At 72.4% G+C, this 21,843-nt stretch carries 20 protein-coding genes; 8 read left to right on the forward strand and 12 right to left on the reverse strand.

Features of this window, described 5'->3' with window-relative positions:
* Window positions 1-15 precede the first annotated feature (15 nt).
* A complete protein-coding gene (locus ACFVWY_RS34130) occupies window positions 16-1,521 on the forward strand; it encodes a carboxylesterase/lipase family protein (RefSeq protein WP_389878818.1) in 1,506 nt (501 codons plus the stop codon).
* A gap of 48 nt (window positions 1,522-1,569) precedes the next feature.
* Complete coding sequence (locus tag ACFVWY_RS34135) at window positions 1,570-2,208, forward strand: GNAT family N-acetyltransferase (RefSeq protein WP_389878819.1); 639 nt, start codon at window positions 1,570-1,572, stop codon at window positions 2,206-2,208.
* A 28-nt stretch (window positions 2,209-2,236) separates the two neighbouring features.
* On the opposite strand, the gene ACFVWY_RS34140 is transcribed toward ACFVWY_RS34135, so the two are convergent.
* From ACFVWY_RS34140 to ACFVWY_RS34180, 9 genes are all read right to left on the reverse strand, one after another.
* A complete protein-coding gene (locus ACFVWY_RS34140; protein WP_389878820.1) occupies window positions 2,237-3,418 on the reverse strand; it encodes a beta-propeller fold lactonase family protein in 1,182 nt (393 codons plus the stop codon).
* Window positions 3,418-4,224, reverse strand: a complete 807-nt coding sequence (locus tag ACFVWY_RS34145; protein WP_389878821.1) for a polysaccharide deacetylase family protein — start codon at window positions 4,222-4,224, stop codon at window positions 3,418-3,420. Before ACFVWY_RS34145 ends, ACFVWY_RS34140 begins: the two co-directional genes overlap by 1 nt.
* A gap of 375 nt (window positions 4,225-4,599) precedes the next feature.
* The gene (locus tag ACFVWY_RS34150) at window positions 4,600-5,115 is read right to left on the reverse strand and encodes an ATP-binding protein (protein WP_389878822.1); all 516 of its coding nucleotides are present in this window, start codon (window positions 5,113-5,115) and stop codon (window positions 4,600-4,602) included.
* Window positions 5,116-5,365: 250 nt separating this feature from the next.
* On the reverse strand, window positions 5,366-6,133 hold the full coding sequence (locus tag ACFVWY_RS34155; RefSeq protein ID WP_389878823.1) for an enoyl-CoA hydratase/isomerase family protein: 768 nt from the start codon (window positions 6,131-6,133) through the stop codon (window positions 5,366-5,368).
* A gap of 147 nt (window positions 6,134-6,280) precedes the next feature.
* Window positions 6,281-7,525 (reverse strand): Ig-like domain-containing protein, encoded by a 1,245-nt coding sequence (locus tag ACFVWY_RS34160; protein WP_389878824.1) that lies wholly within the window; start codon window positions 7,523-7,525, stop codon window positions 6,281-6,283.
* Window positions 7,526-7,748: 223 nt separating this feature from the next.
* Window positions 7,749-8,396, reverse strand: a complete 648-nt coding sequence (locus ACFVWY_RS34165; protein WP_389878825.1) for a response regulator — start codon at window positions 8,394-8,396, stop codon at window positions 7,749-7,751.
* A 19-nt stretch (window positions 8,397-8,415) separates the two neighbouring features.
* Window positions 8,416-9,705, reverse strand: coding sequence for a sensor histidine kinase (locus tag ACFVWY_RS34170; RefSeq protein ID WP_389878826.1), 1,290 nt, complete (start codon window positions 9,703-9,705; stop codon window positions 8,416-8,418).
* Window positions 9,706-9,736: 31 nt separating this feature from the next.
* Window positions 9,737-10,516 (reverse strand): ABC transporter permease, encoded by a 780-nt coding sequence (locus ACFVWY_RS34175; RefSeq protein WP_389878827.1) that lies wholly within the window; start codon window positions 10,514-10,516, stop codon window positions 9,737-9,739.
* Between the two features lies 1 nt (window position 10,517).
* Window positions 10,518-11,465, reverse strand: coding sequence for an ABC transporter ATP-binding protein (locus ACFVWY_RS34180; protein WP_389878828.1), 948 nt, complete (start codon window positions 11,463-11,465; stop codon window positions 10,518-10,520).
* 173 nt (window positions 11,466-11,638) lie between these two features.
* Here ACFVWY_RS34180 and ACFVWY_RS34185 point away from each other — a divergent pair, with 173 nt between their 5' ends.
* Together ACFVWY_RS34185 and ACFVWY_RS34190 are read left to right on the forward strand one after the other, a co-directional pair.
* On the forward strand, window positions 11,639-13,558 hold the full coding sequence (locus ACFVWY_RS34185; protein ID WP_389878829.1) for an ABC transporter ATP-binding protein: 1,920 nt from the start codon (window positions 11,639-11,641) through the stop codon (window positions 13,556-13,558).
* On the forward strand, window positions 13,555-15,414 hold the full coding sequence (locus ACFVWY_RS34190; RefSeq protein WP_389878830.1) for an ABC transporter ATP-binding protein: 1,860 nt from the start codon (window positions 13,555-13,557) through the stop codon (window positions 15,412-15,414). The genes ACFVWY_RS34185 and ACFVWY_RS34190 overlap by 4 nt, the downstream gene beginning before the upstream one ends.
* Window positions 15,415-15,782: 368 nt before the next feature.
* Here ACFVWY_RS34190 and ACFVWY_RS34195 read toward each other — a convergent pair whose 3' ends face one another.
* Window positions 15,783-16,679, reverse strand: coding sequence for a LysR family transcriptional regulator (locus tag ACFVWY_RS34195; RefSeq protein WP_389878831.1), 897 nt, complete (start codon window positions 16,677-16,679; stop codon window positions 15,783-15,785).
* A gap of 100 nt (window positions 16,680-16,779) precedes the next feature.
* Here ACFVWY_RS34195 and ACFVWY_RS34200 point away from each other — a divergent pair, with 100 nt between their 5' ends.
* A complete protein-coding gene (locus ACFVWY_RS34200; RefSeq protein ID WP_389878832.1) occupies window positions 16,780-17,145 on the forward strand; it encodes a YybH family protein in 366 nt (121 codons plus the stop codon).
* Window positions 17,146-17,272: 127 nt separating this feature from the next.
* Here the strand turns inward: ACFVWY_RS34200 and ACFVWY_RS34205 are convergent, their stop codons facing one another.
* A complete protein-coding gene (locus ACFVWY_RS34205) occupies window positions 17,273-18,064 on the reverse strand; it encodes an SDR family NAD(P)-dependent oxidoreductase (protein WP_389878833.1) in 792 nt (263 codons plus the stop codon).
* A gap of 328 nt (window positions 18,065-18,392) precedes the next feature.
* Here ACFVWY_RS34205 and ACFVWY_RS34210 point away from each other — a divergent pair, with 328 nt between their 5' ends.
* The gene (locus tag ACFVWY_RS34210; protein ID WP_389878834.1) at window positions 18,393-19,310 is read left to right on the forward strand and encodes a hypothetical protein; all 918 of its coding nucleotides are present in this window, start codon (window positions 18,393-18,395) and stop codon (window positions 19,308-19,310) included.
* A 157-nt stretch (window positions 19,311-19,467) separates the two neighbouring features.
* On the opposite strand, the gene ACFVWY_RS34215 is transcribed toward ACFVWY_RS34210, so the two are convergent.
* Window positions 19,468-20,331 carry an alpha/beta fold hydrolase gene (locus ACFVWY_RS34215; RefSeq protein WP_389878835.1) on the reverse strand — a complete coding sequence of 288 codons (864 nt, stop codon included), beginning with the start codon at window positions 20,329-20,331 and terminating at the stop codon, window positions 19,468-19,470.
* A gap of 110 nt (window positions 20,332-20,441) precedes the next feature.
* On the opposite strand from ACFVWY_RS34215, the gene ACFVWY_RS34220 reads away from it, so the two are divergent.
* On the forward strand, window positions 20,442-20,960 hold the full coding sequence (locus ACFVWY_RS34220) for a CGNR zinc finger domain-containing protein (RefSeq protein ID WP_389878836.1): 519 nt from the start codon (window positions 20,442-20,444) through the stop codon (window positions 20,958-20,960).
* 299 nt (window positions 20,961-21,259) lie between these two features.
* The gene (locus ACFVWY_RS34225) at window positions 21,260-21,589 is read left to right on the forward strand and encodes a hypothetical protein (protein WP_389878837.1); all 330 of its coding nucleotides are present in this window, start codon (window positions 21,260-21,262) and stop codon (window positions 21,587-21,589) included.
* Window positions 21,590-21,843: the final 254 nt, after the last annotated feature.

Here is a 21,843-nt window from a genome sequence, read left to right on the forward strand (position 1 = left end):
GAAGGGCTGGACCCCATGACTGCCGTACCCGCCGCGATATCCGCTCCGACGTCCGGGGCACCGCCCCTGGCCGCCACCGCCCACGGGGTGGTGCGCGGCACCTGGGAACAGGGCGTCGCCGTCTTCCGCGGCATCCCGTACGCCGCCCCGCCGGTCGGGGCCCGGCGCTTCGGGCCGCCCGCGCCGCCCGAGCCGTGGGAGGGGGTGCGGGAGTCGGTGGCGTTCGGTCCGACCGCACCCAAGCGGCCCTACGCGCCGCCGCTGGACCGGCTGCTGCCCGATCCCGAAGTGGCGGGCGACGGCTGCCTCAACCTCAATGTGTGGACGCCGTCCCCGGGCCGGGACCGGCTGCCGGTGATCGTCTGGATCCACGGCGGCGCGCTGCTGCACGGCTCCTCGGCCGTGGCGCTGTACGACGGGACGGCGTTCGCCCGCGACGGTGTGGTGCTGGTGTCGGTCAACTACCGGCTCGGCGTGGAGGGCTTCGGGGTGTTCCCGGACGCGCCCGCCAACCGCGGGCTGCTCGACCAGATCGCGGCGCTGACCTGGGTGCGGGACAACATCGCGGCGTTCGGCGGCGATCCCGGCCTGGTGACGGTGTGCGGGGAGTCGGCCGGGGCCGTCAGCATCGGCGCCCTGCTGGCCGCGCCCCGGGCCGCGGGGCTGTTCCGGCGGGCGGTGCTGCAGAGCGGCGCGCCGGGCGCGCTGCCGCCGGGCCGATCAGCCCGCCGTACCACCGGGCTGATCGCCCGGCGGCTCAGGGTCGCGGCGACGGCCCGCGCGCTGGCCGGGGTCGACCCGGTCGCGCTGCTGGACGCCCAGACCGGGGTCACCGCGGGCGGCTCCCCGCTGACCGGCGGGCACTCCTTCCAGCTGGTCGTGGACGGCGAACTGCTGCCCCGCGATCCGCTGGCGGCGCTGCTGGACGGCGCGTCGGGGGAGGTCGATCTGCTGATGGGGTCGACCACCGAGGAGTACCGGCTCTGGTTCGTCCCCAGCGGTCTGACCGAGCGGGTGTCCTCCCTCGGGCTCGGGCTGGCGCTGCTGAAGTTCCGGGTGCCGGGCGCCACCGCGCGTACGTACCGGGCGAACCGGCCGGATGCCACGGCGGGCGAACTGCTCGGGGCGCTCGCCACCGATCTGCTGCTGCGGGTGCCGCTGAACCGGCTGGCCGACGCCCGCGCCAAAGCCGTGGGGAGCACCCGTCTCTACGAGTTCGGCTGGCCCTCGCCGGTGCTGGGGCTGGGGGCCTGTCACGCGCTGGAGATCGCGTTCGTCTTCGACACCCTGGACCGGCCGGACGCGGTGGCGCTGGCCGGGGCGGACGCCCCCCGGGAGCTGGCCCGGTCGATGCACGCGGCCTGGGTGGCCTTCGCCCGCCACGGTGACCCCGGCTGGCCCGCCTGGGACGCCTCGCGCCCGGTGATGGCCTTCGGGCCCGGGGAGCCCCGCGTGGTCCGGGCCCCGCGCGACGACGAACTGCGTGGCTGGGCCCCGTACCGCGGATCACGCACCGGTTAGGCTCGACGGCGGTCCCGGCCGGGGCCCGGAGCGGGAGCGGGGGTACGCGTGGACGGCGCGCTGGCTCGGATTCTGGCGGACGCGGCGCACGGGCGGTTCCCGCCGCCGGACGGCCAGACGACCGTGGTGCGCCAGCCCGGCGTCCGGGACGCGGGGGTGCTGGCGTTCACCGCGCACTCGGTGGTCTTCCTCGACGAGGACCCCGGCTGGGTGCGCTCCGCGCTGGCCGGCACGCCCGGCGATCCGCTCGCCGCGACGATGAACCCGCACTTCCTGGGCGCACTGCTGGCCCGTACCGGCCGTCACATGAACACCGTCGACCTGCTGACGGTGGCCGGCGCGCTCCCCGGGGAGGCGGGGCTCGCGCTGCGGGAGATCGAGGACCCGGAGCACCCGCGGGTGGCGCGGGCGAGGAAGTACCGCGACGACGTGCGGGCCTGGTCCGCCGACGGCGGGGTGGTGATCCTCGGCCGGGGCGTCGCGGGCCGCTGGGAGACCGCGGTCGAGGTGGACGAGGAGGCGCGCGGCCGGGGGCTCGGCGAGCGGCTGGCGCGGGCGGCCCGGCACCTGGTGCCGGACACGGCGGTGTGGGCCCAGCAGTCGCCCGGGAACGCCCGCAGTGTGCGGACGTTCCAGGCGGCGGGCTACCGGCCGGTGGGTTCGGAGGCCCTGCTGGTCGCGGGGTGAGCGGCCGGCCGGGCCCGCCGGGGCGGCGTCAGCGGAAGACCCCGGTGTGGCCGAGCGAGTAGCGGCCGGGCTGGGGGTAGACGGCCAGTCCGTGCGGGCCGCTGCCGACCGGAATGCGGGCGAGCTGCTTGCCCGTGGCGGTGTCGATCGCGTACACCTCGGCGTCGTAACGCCCGCTCAGCCAGAGGACCTTGCCGTCGGCGGACACCCCGCCCATGTCGGGGCTGCCGCCACCGGGCAGGTGCCACTTCTTCACCAGGCGGCGCCCGGCGAAGTCGAAGACGGAGACGGAGCCCTCGCCCCGGTTGGAGATGTACATCTCCCTGGAGTCGCGGCTGACGTAGAGGCCGTGGGCGCCCTTGCCGGTGCGCAGCAGCTTCGGGGTGGTGAACTTCTTTCCGTCCAGCACCCAGATCCCGTCGGCGATCATGTCCGCGATGTAGAAGGTGCTTCCGTCGGGCGAGAGCTTCACGTCCTGCGGCATCGCTCCGCCGAGCGGCAGTTTCTGCTGGGCGACGACCTTCATCGCGGCGGTGTCGACCTTGAGGAGTTCGCCGGAGAACTCGCAGGAGACGATGAAGTACCGGCCGTCGGTGGAGAAGTCGGCGTGGTTGACGCCCTCGCAGTCGACCGGCACGGTCCTGGCCGTCTTCATGGTGTGGGCGTCGCGGAAGACCAGCTGCCTGTCCATCGAGGCCATCACCACGGCGTACGTGCCGTCCGGGGTGAAGTAGAGGTTGTACGGGTCGGAGACCGGCACCGTGCGGCCGGTCCGTCCGGTCGCCGGGTCGATCGCCGTGAGGCTGTCGCCGATGTCGTTGTTGACCCAGAGGGTCTTCAGGTCCCAGGACGGCACGACGTGCTGCGGCTGGCGGCCGACCTTGACCGTCTTGATGACCTTGTACGTCGCCGGGTCGATCACGCTCACGGTGTCGGAGTTGGTGTTGGGGACGTAGATCCGGGACGGGAAGTCCTTGACGACCGGGGAGAGTCCGCCCCGGTCGGCCGCGTAGACGTCCTTGCTGTCGAGCACCGGCGGCATGCCGGGGAGGCCGGGCGGTGTGGCCTGCGCGGAGGTGGGGGGCAGTGCGGCGGCCTCGCTGCCGACGGCCTGGACGGCGCGCGGGCCGCCGGAGGTGCCGCAGCCGGTGAGCAGGGCCAGCAGGACGCCCCCGAGCAGGGCCGCGGTGCGCGTGGTGGTGGGAGGCATCAGGTCAGCAGCTCCGTGGTCGTCACCGCGCGCAGTCCGCGACGGTCGATTTCGGTGAGGAGGAGGGGCAGTGCGGCGGCCGTGTCCGCGTAGCCGAAGTGCAGGCTCACCACCGATCCGTTGCGGATCTCCCCGGTCACCTTGCGGGTGACGGCCGCGGCGCCGGGGGAGGTGAAGTCGAGGGAGTCCACGTCGTACGAGAGGACGTGCGGGTAGCCCGCCCTGGCGGCGAGCCGCTGGACGAGCGCGGTGGCCTCACGGGTCCGCGAAGGCCGGAACCAGGTGCCGATGGAGCCGGTGAGCCGCCGCAGCCGCCGGGCGCAGCCGTCGATCTCGGCGTACGCGGCGGCCTCGTCCATCGTGGAGATGTCGGTGTGGTGCTGGGTGTGGTTGCCGAGTTCGTGGCCGCCGTCGAGGACCCGCCGGGCCAGGCTGGGGTGTTCATCGAGCCAGCTGCCGACGGCGAGGACGGTAACCCGGGCGTGGGCGCGTTCGGCCTCGGCGAGCAGGGTCCGGGCGAGGGCCGGGTCTCCCTGGCCGTGGAAGGTGAGGGCGACGCGGGCGCGGTCACGGGGGCCGTGGTCGATCTGGACCGGCAGGCCGGGGAAGCGGCGCGGTCCGGGCGCGGGGAGCGGGGAGGCGGGCCGGGTGGCCGCGGCGGGGCTCGCCGGGTCCGGGCGGGGAGCGGACGGGCGGGCGGTGGTGCCGTGGTCCGCGCATCCGGCGGCGAGGACACCGGCGAGGGCGGCCCCCGCTCCCGCGCGCAGCGCGCCGCGCCGGGGCACCGGAGTGTCGGAGGCGTTCATGTACAGACACGCTAGGTGCGAAATGAGAAGGAGATAACATTTTGGGCATATGGGTGAAGCGAAAGAATCATTCACTCAATCCCATAGATATTCACAGTTTTGCAGGCAAGTGACCCATCACACCTACGATTCTCCTGGTAGATGTCAAGCTTTGTCCACTAATGGGCTACTTGTACTTTTGGTGGAGAGGTCGCCCGTCTGCCATAGTCGGTGACACGACCGCATGACCCGAGCCCGGTCGTCACGAGCGGCCGTGAACACACCCCCCATTTCACGGCCTCCACACAGCAGCCCCCGCAGTGCCGCATCACGGCAGACCGGGGGCTTCTGTGCGTCCGGGGCCGGGCCGGACCGCGGCGGCGCGGGACGGCCGGGTCAGCGGTCGGAGATCCGCATCTCGAACCAGGTGGTCTTGCCGCGCGGCAGCAGATCCACGCCCCAGCGGTCGGAGAGCTTGTCGACGAGGAAGAGGCCCCGGCCGCTCACGTCCAGCTCCTGGACCGGCATCAGGCAGGGCAGCCCGCGCGAGGGGTCGCGCACCTCGATCCTGATCCAGCCGCGACGGCGCATCATCCGCAGCCCGAAGACCCGGGCTCCGGTGTGCCGTACCGCGTTGCCGACCAGCTCCGAGACGAGCAGGACGGCGTACTCGGCGGTCTGCGGGGAGAGCGCCCACTGCCGCAGCACCACGCAGGAGGTGAGCCGACGGGCGGTGGCCGCGGACTCCGGACGGGACGGCAGCCGGACCTCACCCTCCGTCGGATTCCCGAACAACTCCAGCGCCTTGAAAGCCTGTTCTTCCTCGAATACCGGCTTACAGCGCGCCGCCGCCGCACCACTGTGCGGCCGCGGCTGATCCACACCCTCCAGGCCCGCCATGGGCACCATCATGGCCGCAGGACCACCCCGCCGGGGCCCTTCCGGAGGAATACGCCCCCCATTCGCAACCCCCCGGAGCAATCGCTAGGCATATGCCTTTGGCATCAAGCAGGCACGGAAAGCCCATCTGACCTGCACCGACGTCCGCTACGGTCCGGCCTCACGAGCCCGGCGGAGAACCGGGCACCAGGGCAGCCCAGGTGCCCGGCCAATCCGCCCGCACGGATGAACCGACCCGATTCTGTGCCCAACTTGCGTTCGGTCAGAGGAATTTGGCCTTGCCCGGCCCTTCCTCGACGAAGCTGCGCATACCGCGCTCCCGGTCCTCCGTGGCGAAGAGTCCGGCGAACCAGTTCCGCTCGATCGTGAGCCCGGTGTCGATGTCGGTCTCCAGACCGGCGTCGATGGACTCCTTGGCGGCGCGCAGTGCCAGCGCCGGCCCCTTGGCCAGCGCGGCGGCCCAGGCGTGCGCCTGCTCGTACACCTCGGCGGCGGGCACCACCCGGTCCACCAGACCGATCGTCAGGGCCTCCCCGGCCCGGACGTGACGGCCGGTGAAGATCAGGTCCTTGGCCCGGGAGGGGCCGATCAGCCGGGACAGGCGCTGGGTGCCGCCCGCGCCCGGGATCAGTCCGAGCAGGATCTCGGGCTGGCCCAGCTTGGCGTTGTCGGCGGCGATCCGGAAGTCGGCGCAGAGCGCCAGCTCGCAGCCGCCGCCCAGGGCGTAGCCGGTGACGGCGGCGACGACGGGCTTGGGGATGCGGGCCACGGCGGTGAAGGAGTCCTGGAGCGCCTTCGACCGGACGACCATCGCCGGGTGGTCCATCGCCTGCATCTCCTTGATGTCCGCGCCCGCCGCGAACACCTTCTCGCCGCCGTAGAGGACCACGGCGCGCACGTCCTCGCGCCGGGTCGCCTCCTCGGCGAGCTCACGCAGCCGGTCCTGGGTGGCTACGTCCAGGGCGTTCATGGGCGGGCGGTCCAGCAGGATCGTGCCGACGCCGTCGCGTACTTCGAGGTTTGCGGTCATGGAAGGCAGGTTAACCGGCGCTAACCGCGGAGGGACCGGTGCGCTTGGTCACAGCGCCGGGTCCGGTCCCCTCCCCCGGACACGGCGACGGGCCCGGTGCCGCTGGTCGCGGCGCCGGGCCCGTCGTCGTGCCGTCGGTGGGGCGGACTACTTGGTCCACTCCGCCCAGGACATGTTCCAGCCGTTGAGGCCGTTGTCCGGCTGGATGGTCTTGTCCTTCGAGTTCTTCACGACCACGACGTCGCCGATGAGCGAGTTGTCGAAGAACCAGGCGGCCGAGGTCTTCTTGCTCCAGGCGCCGCGCACGTCCTGGAGGCCGACGCAGCCGTGACTGGTGTTGGTCGTACCGAAGATGCCGGAGCCGCCCCAGTAGTTGCCGTGGATGAAGGTGCCCGAGGTGGAGAGCCGCATGGCGTGCGGCACGTCCTTGATGTCGTACTCACCGCCGAAGCCGACGGTGTCCCCGTTCATCCGGGTCACCTTGAGCTTCTCGCTGATGACCATCTGGCCGTTGTACGTGGTGGTCGCCGGGGCGCCCGCCGAGATCGGGATGTCCTTGATCTGCTGGTCGTCGCGGACGACCTTCATCCGGTGGCTGCTCGCGTCGACCGTGCTGACCTGCTTGCGGCCGATCGTGAAGGAGATCGTCTTGGCCTGCTTGCCGTAGACCCCCGGCCGTCCCTCGACGCCGTCGAGGTTGAGCTTGACGGTCACCTTGGTGCCCGCGGCCCAGTACTCCTCGGGGCGGAAGTCGAGGCGGTCGTTGCCGAACCAGTGGCCCTCGACCGGCACGGACGGCTCGGCCGTCACCTTGATGGCCTTCTCGACCGCTTCGGGGTCGGTGATGCCGCGGGTGAAGTGGATCGAGACCGGCATGCCGACGCCGACCGTGGAACCGTCCTCCGGGGTGTACTGCCCGATGAAGGTGTTCTGCGGGACGAGCGTGGTGAAGGTCGTGTCCTTCGCCGACTCACGGCCCTTGGAGTCCTTGGCGACCACGTGGACCTTGTACTTGGTCGCCGCGGCCAGGTGCTGGTCCGGTGCCCAGCTCGCGCCGTCGGCCGCGATCTTCCCGTCGACCGCCGCGCCCTTGGGGTCGGAGACCTTGACCGTGGTCAGCTTCCCCTGCGCGGCCGAGACCTTCAGCGCGCCGCTGGTCGCGACGGACTCCGCGCCGTCCTTGGGCGCCACCGTCACCACCGCCTGCGAGGCGGAGGTGTCCTCGACCTTGCCGCCGCCGCCCTTGCCGCTGCCGCCCGCCTCGTCTCCCCCGCCGCACGCCGTCACCAGCAGCAGCATGGCGCCCGTCACCAGGGCCAGCCCGGCGGACCGCCGCCCGCCCCGTACGCCGTTCGCCCCGGCCGATGTCCCCGATATCGGCTGCCCGTTCAATGTGGTCGTCTCCCCTCACACGGCCTGGCCCCGCCATGGCCCCGGGAACCCTCGGGTTCCCTCCCCCGCGCGCTGCATATGCACGCTCGGTGAAAGATAATCACACTGATGAGGGGGAGATGACCCCTCAGATGTCACCGTTCCGTCCCAAGTTGCGACCGGGCTCAGGTACCGGTCCGGGCGCGGGTTCCGGGCCGGGACGGGTGCCGTTCCCGCCGCCGGTTCAGCCGAGGATGCCCCGGTCGTAGCCGATGGCCACGGCGGCGGCCCGGTCCTTGGCTCCGAGCTTGGCGAAGACATGGGTGAGGTGGGTCTTCACCGTGGCCTCGCTGATGAAGAGTTCGGCGGCGATCTCCCGGTTGGAGGTGCCCTTCGCGACGAGTTCGAGCACCTCGCGCTCGCGGGCCGAGAGCGTTTCGGCGCCCGTCGCCGGGGTGCGCACCCGGGAGATCAGCCGGGAGGCGACGGCGGGGGAAAGGACGGTGCGGCCGTCGGCGGCGGCCCGGACCGCGGTGAACAGCTCGTCGCGCGGGGCGTCCTTGAGCAGATAGCCCGTCGCGCCCGCCTCGATCGCGGGCAGGGTGTCGGAGTCGGTGTCGTACGTGGTGAGGACGAGGACCTTCGACCGGGCACCGCGCCGGGTCAGTTCGGCGATGGCGGCGACCCCGCCGCCGCCCGGCATCCGGAGGTCCATCAGGACGACGTCCGGGTCCAGCCGGGCGGCGAGTTCGACGCCCTCCACCCCGTTCGGCGCCTCGCCGAGGACCTCGAAGCCGGGGGCCGAATCGAACATGCCGCGCAGACCGTCCCGTACGACCGGGTGGTCGTCGACGACGACGAGCGTGATGACGCGTGCGGAATCCTGAACCATGGCGGGACCACCGTACGGGTCAGACGGTGGTGCGGACCAGGGGAACCCGGGCGCTGACCGCCGTACCCCGGCCCGGCTCCGTCTCCACCTCCACGGTGCCCGCGACACGTTCGGCGCGGGCCCGCATGCCGCCGAGGCCGAAGCCGCCCGCGCCGCTGTACGGGGGCAGGGCGGCCGGGTCGAAGCCGCGGCCGTCGTCCCGCACGTCCAGGCTGAGCTCGTCGTCCATGAACGACAGGGTGACGCCGACCCGGCCCGCCCCGGCGTGGCGGGCGGCGTTGGCGAGGGCCTCCTCCCCGATCCGCAGGAGGGTGGCGGCGATCTCGTCGTGGACCGGTTCGGCGGTGCCGGTGACGGTGAACCCGGCCCGGACCCCGTGGCGTTCGCCCCACGCGGAGACCGTGCGCTTCAGCGCGCCCGGCAGATCGTCGTGGGCCAGCGCGGCGGGGACCAGGTCATGCACCGAGCGGCGGGCCTCGCCGAGGCTGTGCCGGGCGAGGGAGGCGGCCCGGTCCAGGTGCGTGCGGGCCAGCTCCGGGTCGGTGTCGCCGATCGAGGTGACCACCTGGAGCTGGGCGATGATGCCGGCCAGCCCCTGGGCCAGGGTGTCGTGGATCTCGGCGGCGAGCCTGCGGCGCTCGTCGGCGATGCCCGCCTCACGGGCCTGGACCAGGAGTTGGGCGTGGAGTCCGGCGTTCTCCGCGAGGGCCTGTTCGAGTCGGGCGTTGGCCGACTCCAGTTCCGTGATGGTGGTGCACTGGAAGCGGGCGTGGTCGGCCTCGCGGTCGCCGATCCGGGCGAAGACCATGGTGAGGGTGGCGTGCAGAGCGAACAGGGCGCCGAAGGCGATCCAGTTCATCGCCGAGGCCGGCGGCAGACCGCTGCCGCACTGCGCACCGGCCATGATGACGGCGGTGACCAGCAGCCCGGGGCGGACCGCCCGGGGCGGGAGCAGCCGCCCGGTGTCGAAGTACCCGAGGATCGCGTACACCGAGAAGAACGGGTTGCACCAGGTCAGCGCGAAACCCAGCAGGGTACGGACGACGAAGTAGCACTGCGACGCCCGTCCCGCGCGGGGACGGCGCGGTCCGGCCCGCCCCCACAGGAGCTGGAGCGCGACCGCCGCCGGGACCAGCACCGCGGCACGGTACACATCCGCGCGGTCCATGATCACCGGGGCGCTCACGGCGGACACGACCGTGCTCAGGCCGAGCAGGCCGTAGGGCCCGTACTGGAAGAACCGGTCCCACCCCGCCTCGGCACCCGTCGTACCCGTCCCGCTGGCCCTGTGTGTGTTCCCCGTGTCCATGGGCGAAGTCTGCCCGTGCTCCCCGCGGCGGTCACTCCCAGCGGAACAGCCGGGTCGCGAGGAAGGCCACCAGGACGGCCCACAGCGCGGTCACCCCGAGCTGGGACAGTTCGGGCCAGCTGCCGGAGGCCGCCCGGTTCAGTGCCTCGGAGGCCGCGCCGAACGGGGTGAGGCGGACGACGGCGCGCAGGGCGTCGGGCATGCTCTGCACCGGGATCCAGACCCCGGCGGTGAACATGGTCACCAGGTAGACGACCGAGCCGAGCGCGGCGGACGCCTTGGCCGTACGGGCGAGGGCACAGAGCATCGAGCCGAGCGCCAGCACGCTCGCCACGGCCAGCAGCAGCGCCACGGCGTAGCCGGCCGGCTGGCCGGGCAGCGCGACGCCGAAGGCGATCCGGCCGACGGCCATCGCCAGCACGGCGGAGCCGAGGGCGGCCAGGCCGTGCAGCGCGATCTGCGCGGCGAGCAGCGCCCAGGGGCGTACCGGGGTGGTGGACATCCGGCGCAGGATGCCGCGTTCGCGGTAGCCGGTGAGGACGGGCGGCATGGCCTGGAGCCCGGCCATGATCATGCCGAGCAGCACGGCGACCGGTACGTAGAGGTCGATGACGCGTCGTCCGCCGAGACCCTCGGAGTGCTCGCGGAAAGAGGGGACGAGGCCGAGGATCGTCAGGAGCACGGTCGGGAAGACCATGATCCAGAACAGGCTGCCGGGTTCGCGGAGGAAGAGCCGGGCCTCCGCGCGGAGCACCGCCCGGTGCGCGAAGGCGCCGGAGCGGGCGGCGGGGGCCGGGGTCGCGGTAGTCATCTCAAGCCACCCGTTCCGTGCGTTCGGTCTGTTTGGTCTGTTCGGTCTGTTCGGTCCGCTCCGTGAGGTCGAGGAAGGCGTCGTCGAGCGTCGCCTCCGAGACGCGGAGCCGGTGTGCGGTGATGCCGTGCCGGGCCAGCAGCGAGATCACCGCGTTGACGGTCTCGTCGCTGCCGCTGATGACGATCCGGTCGTCCTCGTGTGCGACGGACACCGCGCCGGGCAGCGCGGCCAGTTCGGTCCCGGTGAGCGGCCGTGAGGGGGTGAAGGAGATGACCGTGGAGCCGTTGGCCCGGCCGATCAGCCCGGACGGGGTGTCGAGGGCGACGACCTTCCCCCGGTCGATCACGGCGATCCGGTCGCAGAGGTGCTGGGCCTCCTCCATGAAGTGGGTGACCAGCAGGACGGTGACGCCGCCCGCGCGCACGTCCTCGATCAGCTCCCAGGTGTCCCGGCGGGCCCGCGGGTCCAGTCCGGTTGTCAGCTCGTCGAGGATCACCACGCGGGGGTTGCCGACCAGGGCGAGCGCGATGGACAGCCGCTGCTTCTGGCCGCCGGACAGCTGGGCGAAGCGGGTGCCGTACTTGGTGTGCAGACCGAGGCGTTCGGCGAGCTGACGCCAGTCGGCGGGGTCCGGGTAGAAGGCGCTGTACAGCTCCAGCGCCTCGGCCACGGTGAGTTTGGGCTGGAGCTCGCTCTCCTGGAGCTGGGCGCCGAGCAGCCGGGTGACCCGTTCGCGGTCGGCGACGGGGTCGAGCCCGGCGACCCGGACCGTGCCGGCGTCGGGGGCGCGCAGACCCCCGACGCACTCCACCGTGGTGGTCTTGCCCGCACCGTTGGGGCCGAGGATCCCGAAGATCTCGCCCTCGTCGACGGTGAAACTCACGCCGTCGACCACGGTGCGCCCGGCGTACGCCTTGCGCACCCCGTTCGCTTCGATGATTGCCATGGCCCCGAGCATCGTGGCGCGGGCACCGGCGCACCATCCTCCATCACGCTCGAAGCGGCATCAGCCGATCGGTTGATACCCGCTACGACCAGCACTCCTCGCCCGTCCGCGCGCCCCGCCCGGCAGAAAAACCACGTGAACGATGTCAGGGGTGAACCGTAGTCTCGACTGTGATGCCCGAAGAACCTGTAGAGACCAAGGAACGGTCCACCGCACAGTCACTGATGCGTTTGTGGCCCTACGCCAAACCGGTACGGAAGCGGATTTTCGGTGCCGCGCTGGTCGCGATCACCGCGTCCTGCGTCGGCCTGGTGATCCCGCTCGTCCTCAAGTGGATGGTCGACGGCCCGGTGGCGGACCGCGACCCCGGAGGGGTCTGGCTCGGCGCGCTGTACCTGCTGCTGCTGGGCGTCGCCGAGGCCGGGCTGTTCGGGGTGCGGCGGTGGATGGTGGCGCGTCCGCTGGCCGCCGTCGAGGCGGAGATGCGGGCCGGCCTGTACCGCCACCTCCAGCGGCTGCCGGTGTCCTTCCACGACCGCTGGCCCTCGGGGCAGCTGCTCTCGCGCGCGACCACGGACCTGATGCTGCTGCGGATGTTCCTGGCGTTCCCGCTGACCTTCCTGCTGGTCAACAGTGCGACGATCCTGATCGGTTTCGCCATCTTGCTGTCGCAGCAGTGGATGCTGGGGCTGGTGCTGCTCACGCCGGTGCTACCGCTGGTGATCATCTGCTCGGTCTTCGAGACGAAGTTCTCGGCTGTGGCGCGCCGGGCCCAGGACCAGGTCGGTGATCTGACCACGGTCGTCGAGGAGAGCGTGCTCGGCATCCGCATCGTCAAGGGCTTCGGCCGCCACCGCAGCCAGGCCCTCGCCTTCCGCGCTCTCTCCGAGCGGCTGCGCACCACGGAGCTGGAGAAGGCCCGTCTCCTCGCGTGGATCTGGTCCGCCATCACCCTGCTCCCGGAGCTGGCGATCGGCGCGGCGCTGGTGCTGGGCACGGTCCAGGTCGCGGACGGCGGCCTCTCGGCGGGCACCCTGGTCGCGTTCCTCTCCACCGCGCTGGCGCTGCGGTGGCCGGTCGAGTCGATCGGCTTCCTGCTGGCGATGTGCCAGGAGTCGGCGACGGCGGCCGACCGGTTCTTCGAGGTGATGGACGTCCCCGAGGAGGCGGACGCCGCCAGGACCGCGGACGCCGCCGGAAGGACGGGCGCGGCGGACAGGACCGGTGTTCCGGCGGCCGACGTCCGGGCCGACGCCTCGGCCCGCGGTGGGATGGTCTTCGAGGGGGTGGAGTTCCGCTACCCCGACGCGGCGCCCGGCTCCGATCCCGTGCTCGCCCGGATCGACCTGCGGATCCGGCCCGGCGAGACGATGGCCCTGGTCGGAGCGACGGGTTCCGGGAAGACGACGCTCACCGCGCTGGTGCCCCGGCTGCACGATGTCAGCGCGGGGCGGATCACCCTGGACGGCACGGACATCACCGCACTGCCCCGGGAGCGGCTGCGCGAGCTGGTCTCGGTGGCCTTCGAGGAGCCGACGCTCTTCTCGGCGAGCGTCGGGGAGAACGTACGGATGGGCGCCGAGGGGGCCGGGGACGACGAGCTGCGCCGGGCCCTGTCCATCGCCCAGGCCGATTTCGCGTACGAGCTGCCCGCGGGCGTCGGCACCGAGGTCGGCGAGCAGGGGCTCAGCCTCTCCGGCGGGCAGCGGCAGCGGCTCGCACTGGCCCGCGCGGTGGTCGGCCGCCCCCGCTTCCTGGTCCTGGACGACCCGCTCTCCGCGCTGGACGTGCACACGGAAGCGCTGGTGGAGGCCGCGCTGCGGCGGGTCCTGGAAGACACCACGGCGCTCGTGGTCGCGCACCGTCCGTCGACCGTGATGCTCGCGGACCGGGTCGCGCTGCTCTCCGAGGGCCGGATCGCCGCCGTGGGCACGCACCAGGAGCTGCTGCGCAGCAGCGCCGAGTACGCCTGGCTGATGTCGGGCACCTCGCGGATACCGGACGGGATCGCCCCGGACACCTTCCCCGGGCCGCCCCCGGCCGGCACCCCGTGCGTCCCTGACCTCACCGCCGAGAAGGACCTCACCCGATGACGAGTACGACGACGCCCGCCCCCCTTGCCGGGGACACGGCGAACACGGCGGAGACCGCCGGCACCGGGGACCGCTTCGACCGGGACGACCTGCCCACCCCGCCCGGGGCGACCGGCACGCTGCTCAGGTCGCTGCTGCGGCCGATGAAGGGCCGGGTGGTGCTCGTCGCGCTGCTGCTCGTGGTCCAGCAGGCGGCGTTCCAGGCCGGGCCGCTGCTCGTCGCGTACGCCATCGACAGCGGCGTGCCCGCGTTCCGGGACGCCGCGTACGGACCGCTGATCGCGGTGGCGGTCGCGTACGCGCTGTGCTCGGTGGCGGGCGCGGCCACGCAGTACGGATTCATCCAGCTCTCCGGCCTGATCAGCCAGGACGCGCTGCTCGACCTGCGCGGCCGGATCTTCCGCCACGCGCAGGCGCTGAGCGTGGACTTCCACGAGCGCTACACCTCGGGCCGGCTGATCTCCCGGTCCACCACGGACGTGGAGTCGCTGCGGGAGCTGCTGAGCGAGGGGCTCCAGGAGCTGATCGGCGTGGTGCTCTCGTTCGTCACCATCTCGCTGATGCTGCTCTGGCTGGACCTCGGCCTGGGCGCCGCCGCCGTGCTGTCGTTCGTCCCGCTGTACCTGCTGGTACGGCGCTTCCAGCAGCGGGCCGGGGAGATGTACGGGGAGCGGTCCTCGGCGATCGCCGGGGTCATCGTGAAGTTCGCGGAGACCATGAACGGCATCCGCCCCGTCCAGGCCTTCCGCCGTGAGCGGGCCAACGACGCGCACTTCGACAAGCTGAACCACGTCCACGAGCAGTCCAACGGCAGCGCCATGCTGGAGATGGCCCGCTATGTCATCGGTTCCCGCCTGGTCGCCAACACCGCCGTCGCCGCGATCGTGCTGTGGGGCGCCTACCGGGTGGCCTCGGGGACGCTGGCGCTGGGTGTGCTGGCCGCGGCCGTGCTCTATCTGCGTCGGCTGTACGACCCGATCGACCGGCTCGGCATGTTCCTCAACTCGTACCAGTCGGCGGCGGCCTCGCTGGAGAAGATCGCGGGGCTGCTGGCCCAGACCCCGTCCGTGCCGGAGCCCTCGGCCCCCCGGGAGCTGCCGGTCCGCGCGGGCGAGGCGCCGGGCCGGGAGGTCGTCTTCGACGGGGTGCGGTTCGCGTACCGCACGGGCGGCGAGGTGCTGCCCCGGTTCGACCTGACGATCCCGGCCGGGCAGACCGTCGCCGTGGTCGGCTCGACGGGCGCGGGCAAGTCGACGCTGGCCAAGCTGCTGGCCCGGTTCTACGACCCGACGGACGGCCGGGTGCTGCTCGACGGTACGGACCTGCGGGACCTGGCCGTACCGGAGCTGCGGCGCGGGGTGGTGATGGTGACGCAGGAGGCGTTCCTGTTCTCCGGCACGGTCGCCGAGAACATCGCGATCGGCAGCCCGGACGCGAGCCGCGCGGACATCGAGCGGGCCGCGAAGGCGATCGGCGCACACGGGTTCATCAGCGCCCTGCCCGACGGCTACGACACCGACGTGCGCAAGCGGGGCGGCCGGATCTCGGCCGGGCAGCGCCAGCTGGTCGGTTTCGCCCGCGCGCTGCTCGCCGACCCGGCGGTGCTGATCCTCGACGAGGCGACCAGCTCGCTGGACATCCCGGGCGAGCGCGCGGTGCAGCAGGCCATGGACACGGTGCTGCACGGCCGCACCGCGGTGGTGATCGCCCACCGCCTGTCCACGGTGGAGATCGCCGACCGGGTCCTGGTGATGGAGCACGGCCGCGTCGTGGAGGACGGCACCCCGGCCGAACTCATCGCCGCCACCGGCCGTTTCGCGGGCCTGCACCGGGCGTGGCGGGACAGCCTGACGTAGCACCGCGGGGTGCCGGCGCCCCGGGGCACCGGCACCCCGTACGGTCGCCCTGCCCCTGCCCCCGCCCCCGCCCCCGCCCCCGGCACGCTGGGGCATCGTCTCCGCGGCGCGTGAGCGACCGCGTGGGGCGTCGGCACTCCCGGCGCGCTCGGAGGATCCGCCCTGGTTCCGCCACCGGACGGCGGCCCTGCTCCTGGCGCTCCCGGGGCTGGTGCTCCCGGCGTCCGGGCCCGATATGCGGGCCCGGACGGCCCGATATGCGGGCCCGGACGGCCCGATGCGCGGGCCCGGACGGCCCGATGTGCGGGCCGCGCTCACGCTCGGCGATTTCGCGGGCGCCCTGCCGGTGAGCGCGCCCGCGCGAGGGACTACGGGCGCGTCCCCGGGAAGTTCCTGAACGCGTGCCGGCTGTGCGCGAGCATCGCGCGCACCGCGGGGCTGTGCGCGCTCTTCCAGACCAGGGCCAGCAGCGCTGGTGTCTCGACGTCGGCGAGGGGGCGGGCGGTGAGCTGGTCGCGGTAGCTCTCGGCCATCGAGTCGCTGAGGACGGCGACGCCGAGCCCGCGGGCGGCGAGGCCGGCGATGGCCTCCGCCGCGCTGGCCTCCAGCGCGATGGTGGGCCGGAGCCCCTGTGCGGTACACGCCTGGTCGAACACCGTGCGCAGGCCGGTGCCCGGCGGCATGCAGACGACGGGGTGGGCCACCACGTCGCGCAGGGTGAGCCGCCGCCGTCCCGCCAGGGGGTGCCCGGCCGGGACCGCCGCGACGAGCCGTTCACTGATGAGGGTCAGCGCGTCGAGCCCCTCGGGGGTGGCGGTCGCGGCGCCGATGAGCGCCAGGTCGACGGCGCCGGTGTGCACGTCGTCGAGGAGCCGGTCGGACCGGTCCTCCAGCAGCGAGATCTCCACCCCGGGATGCGCCTCGTGGAAGGCGGCGAGGGCGTCGAACAGTGGGGTCAGGGTGCAGCCGACGACCATCCCGACGGTGAGCCGCCCCCGGATCAGGCCGGTCACCTCCCCCACCGCCTGGCCCACCTCCCCGGCCGCGGCGAGTGCGGCGCGGGCGTGTACGAGCGCGGCCTTCCCCGCGACGGTGAGCGCGACCGTGCGGGCCGACCGGTCGAACAGCTCGGCACCCAGCTCCCGTTCGAGCTGGCGGATCTGCGCGCTGACGCCGGACTGGCTGATGTGCACCCGCTCAGCGGCACGGGTGAAGTTCCGCTCCTCGGCGACCGCGACGAAGTACTCCAGCTGCCTCAGATCCATACGCACACCTTCTCATTGCCAGCAATTCCAGCTGTTGGACTTCTGATCGGCGGTTCACCACCCTGGGAAGCGCCACCGGAACCGACCCCAGGAGAAGACCGTGCCGGAGTATGAGCGGGCCATGCGCCCCGAAGACCTCACCCGTCTGTTCGTCGAGAGGTCCAACGCCGGTGACGCCGCCGGGGTCGCCGCGCTCTACGAGGAGGAGGCGGTGGTGGCCTACCCGCCCGGCGAGCTGACGGTCGGCCGGGAGGCGATCCGCGCGCTGTGGGAGAAGGTGCTCTCCCACGCGCCCCGCTTCGAGCCGGAACAGCCGCTGCCGACGCTGGTCAGCGGTGACGTCGCACTCACCTCGACCCCGCCGAAGGACGGCACCGGAGCCCGTGCGCAGGTCGTCCGCCGCCAGCCCGACGGCAGCTGGCTGCGTCTGCTCGACCAGCCCGAGTTCGCCCCGCCCGCCCGCTGATCCCCGCGCCCATCAGGACGGAATCCGCCCTGATGGGCGCTTGCGGCGGGGCCACCGGCCGGGTGGCCCGATCACGCAGGAGAGCAGGGGCGCCTCCCCCGCCCCGCCCCGCCTCCTGGCCTGCCGCTCAGATGGCCAGAATGCCGCCGTCCACCGCCACATGGCTGCCGGTGGCGAACGAGGAGCGGTCGCTCAGCAGCCACAGGGCCGCTTCCGCGACCTCTCGCGGCCCGGCCATCCGCTTCTGGATCTGGCGCGCGACGAACACCTCCTCCAGAGCCGGCTCGGCCGCCACCGCCGCGTTGATCATTTCCGTCCTGGTGGTGCCGACGACCAGGGAGTTGACGCGGATGCCGTTCGCCCCGTACTCGGCGGCCGTGGCCTTCGTCAGGCCCAGGACGGCGTGCTTCGCCGCGACGTAGGGGGATGGCGCGCCAGTGGCGATGAGCCCCGCCGAACTGGCGGTGTTGACGATCGCCCCGCGACCGGCCTCCAGCATGACGGGGATCTGACGGCGCAGGCAGTTCCACGTCCCGCGCACGTTGACGTCCATGATGCGGTCGAAGTCCTCTTCCGGCAGTTCGTGCGACCGGCCGAAGGTGGAGCCCGCGTAGCCGGCGTTGTTGAAGGCGCCGTCGAGACCGCCGAAGCGTTCGACAGCCGTCGCCACGGCACGCTCGACGTCGTCCGCCCGCGTCACGTCCCCGGCACTGTGGGCCGCCCGCCCGCCGGACTGCTCGATCTCGTGGGTGAGGTCCTTGAGCCGGTCCTCGCGGCGGGCCATGAGGACGACGGCCGCGCCTTCGGAGGCGAAGAGCCGCGCCGCGGCCTCGCCTATGCCGCTCGACGCTCCGGTGATCATCACGGTCCTGCCGGTCAGCAGGCCGGTGCTGTGCGCTGGGGTTATCCGATCGTTCATGACGCGAGTAAACCCGAAGCGGCGGGCGGCCACACGTCTTTCACCGGAGAGGTGTTCACGGACCGGCGGCCGGTGCGGCGGTGCTCCTGGAGGTACGGGCGGCGGGGCCGCGCCCGCGTACACCCCGGTCCGCCGACGGGCACCTCGCTCCTCGCGCATGGCCGGGAACAGCCGTTGTCAGTGGCGGGTGTTAGGTTCCGGGCGCGCTGTTGAGGAGATCAACTGCCACCCCTCCACGGTCATTTCGACCGAGTTACCACCATCAACAGCCGTGAGAACAGTCCGGTCCGCCCAGGACCGGAACCCATTTCCACAAGGGAGAACCTTGATGAGAAGCAGTGCGCTGGGCCGTTGCGCGGCCCGTACGGTGACCGCGCTCACCGTGGCTCTGGCCCTGGCGGTGTCGGTGGCCCCGCTGACGGGCACGGCACAGGCCCACGAGGCGGCATCGGGGTCGCTCAGCTTCAGCGGCGAGCCGGGGGAGTACATCTCCGGCGGAAAGTCCTACGCGTTCACCCCGGGGACGACGGAGATGTTCGACATCTCCGGGCCGACCTCCGGGTCCGCTGTGGGTGCCACGGTCGTCACGCCCGAGGGCGAGCGCTGGTCGCTTTCCATGGAAGCTCCTTATGGCCAGAAGCTGACCGCCGGCACCACCTACTCCAACGCCCTCAGCTGGCCCGAGGCCCGGCCTGAGGACCCCAAGCTGCAGTTCAGTGTGACCGACAGGTACTGCGAGAGCGGCACCGGCTCCTTCACCATCTCCGACATCGTCTACGGACCCCACGGCTACATCCGTGCGGTCGACGCCACCTTCGAGCGGTACTGCAGCGGGTCCGCCCTCCCCGTGCGCGGGGAGCTTCACGCCCAGATGCCCGAGCCGCCCGCGGAACTCTCCATCGGCGTGGGCCTGACCACCACGGGCACGGTGGACCGGCGCACCGGGGAGATCACGGTCGGCGGCACGGCGACCTGCAACAAGCCGGCCCGTCTCAGCATCAACGTCAGCGCCTACCAGACGCAGAAGCAGGGGACGGCGACCGGTTCCCACGAGGATCTGATCGTTGTCTGCGAGCCGGGCTCCCCGGTGCCGTGGACCACGTCCTTCCCCAGCAACATCGACCCCACCGCCTCCTTCCAGCCGGGTGCCGCCGTGCTCCGGGCACTGGCCAGGGCGGACGACCGTGACTACCCGGTGAGCGTCAGCGACTTCCAGAGCGCGGACATCGGCCTCACCAGGTCCTGACCCCGTGGCGGGCCCGGCCTGGCCGGGTCCGCCCTGTCGCGGTACCTGCACGCCCGGGAACGGAGGGAGCCCGTACGGCCCGCGCCGCACGGGCTCCCTCCAGCCGACTCCCTCCGGCCGGCTCCCTCCGGCCGGCTGCCACGCCGGGCTCCCGCACTCAGTCGGGCAGGCCGCGCAGGAAGTCGCGGATCAGCGCCGTACTCCGCTCCCGCCGGGTGGTGAACGGGAAGTGGCCCGCGTCGAGCAGGTGGATCCGGGCGTCGGGCAGGTCGCGGGCGAACGCGCGGGCGCCGTCCGGGCCGAAGATCTCGTCGCCCCGGCCCCAGACCGCCAGCAGCGGCGGCCGGTGCGTACGCAGGTACTGCTGCCACGCGGCGTAGCGCGGCGGGTTGGTGCCGTAGTCCAGGAACAGGTCGAGCTGGATCTCGTCGTTGCCGGGCCGGTCCAGCAGCGCCTGGTCGTGCAGCGCCTGCGACGGGTCCACCAGCGTGGTGTCCGGGACGCCGTGGGTGTACTGCCAGCGCGTGGCCTCGGCCGCGAACATGCCGCGCAGCGCGTCACGGTTCCCGGCGGACGGGTCGGCCCAGTAGGTGCGGATCGTCTTCCAGAACGGTGTCAGGCCGTCCTCGTAGGCGTTGCCGTTCTGCGTGACGATGCCGGTGATCCGTTCGGGGTGGCGCAGCGCCAGGCGGAATCCGACGGGGGCGCCGTAGTCGTGGACGTGGAGCGCGTACCGGGTGATGTCCAGTTTCTCCAGCAGCGCGTCCACCGTGTCCGCCAGGTGGTCGAAGGTGTAGTCCCACTCGTCCGCGGGCGGCGCGGAGCTGAGGCCGAAGCCGGGGTAGTCCGGCGCGATCAGGTGGAACTCGCCGGACAGGTCGGCCAGCAGGTCACGGTAGATCACCGAGGACGTCGGGAAGCCGTGCAGCAGGACGAGCGTGGGCGCGGCCGGGTCTCCGGCCTCGCGGTAGAAGACGTCGAGCCCATCGATCCGGACGGTGTGGTGGCGCACTGCGGTCATGACCATCTCCAACCATCTAAAAGTGTTTTACCGGTTGTCGGCGGAGTCACCGTACTTCGCCCGCGATCAACCAGTCAAGGGCGCTTTACTGGTTGGCTAGACTGTGCGGCATGACACGCCCACTCACCGGTGAACCCCTGGCCCTGGACCTGGTCAACTCCGTCTGGGTGGACCAGGGCCGCCGCCTCGACCAGTTCGACGAGCCCCACGGCCTGGAGAACTGGCTGGCCGACCACGGCATGTCCGGCACCACCGCCGACTCCACCGCCGTCCGCACCGCGCTCCTGCGGGCCCGGTCCGCGCTGCGCTCCGCCCTGGACGACGGCGACGACGGCCCGCTCAACGACGTCCTGGCCCACGGTTTCCACCGGCCCGGACTGCGCGACGGAGCACCCGTGGTCGCCACCGTCACGGACGACCCGGCCTGGCTGCCCGCCTGGACCGCCGCCGCCGACCTGGTCCGCCTGCTCGCCGAACGGCCCGACCGCGTCCGCCACTGCGCGAACGCCGCGTGCGTCCTGTGGTTCTACGACGTCAGCAAGAACGGCTCGCGCCGCTGGTGCTCGATGGAGGTCTGCGGAAACCGCGCGAAGACCGCGCGCTTCCAGAAGTCGCACCCACGACGGTAGGGAGCCGGGCGGGCCGGGGCGCACGGCCTGGCGTACGGCCTCGGCGCGCGGTGTCGGCGAAGGGCCGAAAATTGGTCTGTACCAGATCGGGCGAAGCTCTTGCCGGAAGCCGTGCGCCTGGGCAGGATTTGACCCGCGACCAAGCAGGTCATCACTTGCTTTCTCATCTGTTGTCGCGCTTTGGCACCCGCGGCGTCCGTGGCACCCCATGGGATCCGCCCGTCGGAGCCGGATCGTTGCGCTCCACGCTCATCCGCGTCTCTTTCTCACACGTGTCGTCATCGGACGAAGGAGCCCCCATGTTCACGAAGTCCCCTTCCAGGCAGCGCGTTGTCGCTGGCGCCGTGGCTCTCGCGGCGGCCACGGCGGGCATGATGCTGGCCACCGCACCCGCCGCCCAGGCGGCGCCCGGCACCTGCACCACCGCGTCCGGGAGCAGCAGCCTCTCCAGCCTCTGCACCAGCGGTACCGGGCAGCACCGGGTCCACGCGGTGCTCAACCCGCTCGACCCCAGACTGCCGCAGCGCATCATCCTCGGTAACTGGGCTCCGGTCGGCCAGGCTTCGGTCGCCTCCAACCCGTGGGGTGCGGGGTACGTCGTGAACATCTGGGTGGACCTCGCCGACTAGGGACGCCCGGCCGGTAACCGCCGCGGCAGGGGCGGCCGTCGAGTGGCACGGCCACCACATCCCCTGGTGCGGGGGCAGGAGTCGCCACATCCGCCCGGATCGACGGCGCGGCCCCGGTCCGGGTGGTTGCGGACCGGGGCCGCGCCGTCGGCCCAGGGTGTTCTAGGGCCTCTCGTTTGGATCATGCCGGGCTCGCGGGGGCCGGCACGCACATCTGCCGCGTTGTCGTCAGTCACCGACGCTCCGCGTCGGCT

The sequence above is a fragment of the Streptomyces sp. NPDC058195 genome (assembly GCF_042883525.1).
Taxonomy (GTDB): domain Bacteria; phylum Actinomycetota; class Actinomycetes; order Streptomycetales; family Streptomycetaceae; genus Streptomyces.